This window comes from Pseudomonas sp. (genome assembly GCF_049645325.1).
Classification (GTDB): Bacteria; Pseudomonadota; Gammaproteobacteria; order Pseudomonadales; family Pseudomonadaceae; genus Aquipseudomonas.
This window is the reverse complement of sequence record NZ_JBARTQ010000103.1, coordinates 1-3,848: the sequence shown is the minus strand read 5'-3', so window position 1 is coordinate 3,848 and position 3,848 is coordinate 1. Positions and strand designations below refer to the sequence as shown.

3 protein-coding genes and 1 pseudogene are annotated in these 3,848 nt (G+C 60.8%); 2 read left to right on the top strand and 2 right to left on the bottom strand.

Annotated elements, in window-relative coordinates; translation table 11 throughout:
- Nucleotides 1-1,233: nucleobase:cation symporter-2 family protein (locus WBB95_RS04270; RefSeq protein WP_424486454.1), on the bottom strand; the 1,233-nt coding region annotated here is incomplete at its 3' end.
- A 172-nt stretch (nucleotides 1,234-1,405) separates the two neighbouring features.
- Between WBB95_RS04270 and WBB95_RS04265 the strand changes: the two genes are divergently transcribed.
- Both WBB95_RS04265 and WBB95_RS04260 read left to right on the top strand, forming a co-directional pair.
- Entirely contained in the window at nucleotides 1,406-2,353 is a 948-nt protein-coding gene (locus WBB95_RS04265; protein WP_424486453.1) for a LysR family transcriptional regulator, read from the top strand.
- A gap of 144 nt (nucleotides 2,354-2,497) precedes the next feature.
- A complete protein-coding gene (locus WBB95_RS04260) occupies nucleotides 2,498-3,331 on the top strand; it encodes a nucleoside-binding protein (protein ID WP_424486452.1) in 834 nt (277 codons plus the stop codon).
- Nucleotides 3,332-3,463: 132 nt separating this feature from the next.
- Here WBB95_RS04260 and WBB95_RS04255 read toward each other — a convergent pair.
- Nucleotides 3,464-3,848 (bottom strand): annotated as a pseudogene (locus WBB95_RS04255) (purine nucleoside transporter PunC); the annotation flags it as partial.

Genomic DNA, 3,848 nt, shown 5'->3' with positions numbered 1-3,848 from the left:
GAACCAGCTCGGGAAGTGGTCGTAGAAGTTCGGTGCGGCGATGGGGATCATGCCAAAACCGATCGACGTAGCCACGATGATCAGGTTCATGTTGTTGCGGTAATCCACCTTCGACAGCGTGCGAATGCCGCTTGCCGCCACGGTGCCGAACAGCACGATGCCTGCCCCGCCCAGCACTGAAGTCGGCACCGCCGCAATCACCCGGCCCATGAACGGCAGCAGGCCTAGCACCACCAGGAACACCCCGCCGGTCGCCACCACGAACCGACTCTTCACCCCGGTAACCGCCACCAGGCCGACGTTCTGGGCGAACGCACTTTGGGTGAATGAACCGAAGATCGGCGCGAACATGCTCGACAGCATGTCGGCGCGCAGGCCATTACCCAAGCGTTTGGAGTCGACCTTGGTGTCGATGATCTCGCCCACCGCGAGGATGTCCGCCGAGGTTTCCACCAGCGTCACCATTACCACGATGCACATGGAAATGATCGCCGCCAAATGAAAGGTCGGCATGCCGAAATGGAATGGCGTAGGGAAACCAAACATCGGGCCTTGGGTAACGCTGGAGAAGTCAGCCATGCCGAGGAACACCGCGATCACCGTGCCGATCACCATTGCCAGCAGGATCGACAGGCGCGAAATGGTCGCGCTGCCGATCTTGCTCAGCAGCAGTACCAGTACCAGCGTCAATGCCGCCAGGCCGATGTTCGGCATGCTGCCGAAATCGGCGGCGCGGCTGTTGCCGCCCATGGCCCAGCGCGCGGCCACGGGCATCAGCGTCAGGCCGATGGTGGTGATCACGATGCCGGTCACCAGCGGCGGGAAAAATTTGGTGATCCGTGAGAACACCGGCGTGATCAGCAGACCAATAAACGACGCGGCCATCACCGCCCCGAGTATCGCCGGCACCCCGCCGGCGCCATCACTGCCGACAATCGCCACCATGGTTGCCACGCCGGCAAACGACACGCCTTGCACCAGCGGCAACTGGCAGCCAAAAAACGGCAAGCCGAGTGTTTGCAACAGGGTCGCCAGGCCTCCGGCAAACAGCGATGCGGCGATCAACAGGCCGATATCTGCGGGCGACAACCCGGCCGCCTGGCCAACGATCAAGGGCACCGCGACGATGCCGCCGTACATGGTGAGCACATGCTGCAGGCCATAAGCCATGTTGGCCGCGACGCCGAGATTCTCATCTTCTGGCCGCTGCGGTGACGCCTTCGGGATAGTCATGGTGAGGGGGTCTCTGTTTTTGTTGTGCGCTCACTGTATGCAAAGGAAAGATGAGATGTCCATAGAGTTGTATACAATCAATTTCACAATAATCACGGAAACGGCGTTACAAAAAACCATTCAGCCGCCCTGCCCCGTGGCTTGAAGCCGTGCGCAAAAGGACCTGAAAAAAATGCTTAACCGCAAGCTGCGTATTCACGCACCGGCCATCTACTACTTCGACATGGTGCGCCGCTGCCATTCGATCCGCGAAGCCGCGCGGCGCCTGAACGTGGCGTCGTCTGCAGTGAACCGGCAGGTCCTCAAACTGGAAGACGAGATGGGCACGGCCCTGTTCGATCGGCTCCCCGGCGGCCTGCGTGTGACGGCGGCGGGCGAGATTCTCACGCGTCACGTCACGCTGTTGTTGCAGGATGTGGAACGGGTGCGCGGTGAACTGGACGGTTTGCACGGCGTGCACACCGGCCATGTGGAAATCGCCACGGTGGAAGGCGCCGCCGTCGAACTGCTGCCTGCCGCCCTCAAGCGCATGCGCCAGCGTTATCCGAAGGTGACGATTGGCGTCACGGTGCAGGGCTCGCAGTCAATTCCCGCTGCGGTGGTCAATGGTCAGGCGGATTTGGGGTTGGCGTTTGCCCTGCCGCGCAGCAGCGAAATCACCCAGTTGTGTGTCGGCCATTTCCGCCTCGGCGCACTGATGACGCCGGCGCATCCGTTGGCCGGCGAAACCCGCGTGAGCTATGGGCAGTGTTGCGAACATGGGGTCATCCAGGCCAAGAGCGAGCTGTCGGTGCACCACTTGATCGCGCCGCTGCACAAACGCACGGCGGCCAACAAACCGCTGTTGCAGAGCAACTCCATGGAATTGGCCCGGCAGTTGGCACGCCAGCAATTGGGCATCGCCTTCCAGACACGCATCGGTATCGAGGCCGACCTGGCGCGTGGTGAACTGCTGCATATCCCGCTGAGTGACCAGGGCGGCATCTTCAGCGACCTCGGTGTTTACGCCCGCAAAGACCGCGACCTGCCCGTGGCGGTGCAAGCCCTCACCCATCTGTTGGGCGAAGAAATCGCCCTGCGCGAACGCGAAGAAATGCCCGCCACGCCACGTATTTCCTGACTTTCGAGGCAAGTGCCGTGCTGCCGATTCGGCATCGGCCCAGGCGAGATTCTGTTCTTTGGCGCGCATCGGGCTTGTGCTGATACTGCGCCCGGCGGCCCCCTGCAAGGTCGCCATGAGCCAAACGCCAAAGGAATTAAAACAATGAAAAAGGCACTGCACGGCGCAACCGTATTCCTTTCCCTCCTCGGCGGCGGGGAGGCCGTCGCGGTGGAATGGATGAACAACAGCGTAGGATTTCGCTACGGCCAGCACTTCACCAATCCGAATAACCCCGACGATTTCAGCAAGCGCATCTACAGCTTTACCCACGCCAGCGGCTACCAGTACGGCAGCAATTACCTGAACCTCGATGTGTTCCTGTCTGACAGCAGTGACCCGCGCAAGGGCACCGATCATGGCGGCAGCGAGGTGTATGCCGTGTATCGGCACCAGTTGTATGCCTCACGGGTATTCGATGTGCCGCTCGGCACCGGGTTGATCAAGGATTACGCGCTGACCCTGGGTTTTGATGCCAACCGCAACAACAACTTCGCCTCGGCCAAAAAGCGCGCGCTGGTGATCGGCCCGACCGTGAAGTTCAACACCGTCGGCGTGCTGGACCTGAGCCTGATGTACTACAAGGAAAAGAACCACACCGGCATCCCGGGCGCACAAGAGTCGAACCACACCTTCGACGACACCTACATGCTCAACCTCACCTGGATGCGCCCGTTCGAAATCGCCAACCACGCGGCGAAGTTCCAGGGGTTTATCAATTACGTCGGGGAAAAGGGCGAGGACTACCACGGCCGCGACACCGCACCCGAAACCTTGATGCGGACGGCGTTGATGGTGGCGGTGCGGCCGGGCAAAAGCGTCAAGCCCAACCTGTACCTCGGCGTGGGTTACGAGTACTGGCACAACAAGTTCGGGGTGGACGGCGGGTTGGGAACCCGGACTTCCACGCCGACGGTGAATATGGAAGTGACGTTCTAGGGGCTTACTGAAACTACTGGATCACGTGTGGGAGCTGGCTTGCCTGCGATGCAGGCACCTCGGAGCATCAGGTAGACCAAGGTGATGCTATCGCAGGCAAGCCAGCTCCCACCTTTTCAGTGCATTAGCCGTTCAAGCATTCGCCAGTTCGGAATTATCGGCTTTCGGCCGCGCCAGCCAGTAACCCAGCACCGCCAGCGGCGCGGTCGCCAGCATCACGATCACGGTAATCCACAGCGGCTGGTCGATCATCGACGACACCAGCAGGCTGCTGAGAAAGCACAACCCCAACTGCAGGGTGTTTTGCAGTGCTGCCGCCTTGCCGGAGTTTTCCGCAAATGGCATCAGCGCATTCGCCACCACGATGGGGTAACTGGCACCGTTGACCAGCGCCATCAGGCAGAACGGAATCAGCAAGGTGGTCAGGCTCGGCACCGTCAATGTCGCCACCAGGTACAACGCCACCATGCTGATGCAATAGGCCACCAGCAACCAGGGCAACAGTGTTTTGCCCTGA

Bases quoted from the DNA above. Each gene is read 5' to 3' on its own strand.
- WBB95_RS04265 (WP_424486453.1), top strand. From the start codon at position 1,406: ATGCTTAACCGCAAGCTGCGTATTCACGCACCGGCCATCTACTACTTC.
- WBB95_RS04260 (WP_424486452.1), top strand. From the start codon at position 2,498: ATGAAAAAGGCACTGCACGGCGCAACCGTATTCCTTTCCCTCCTCGGC.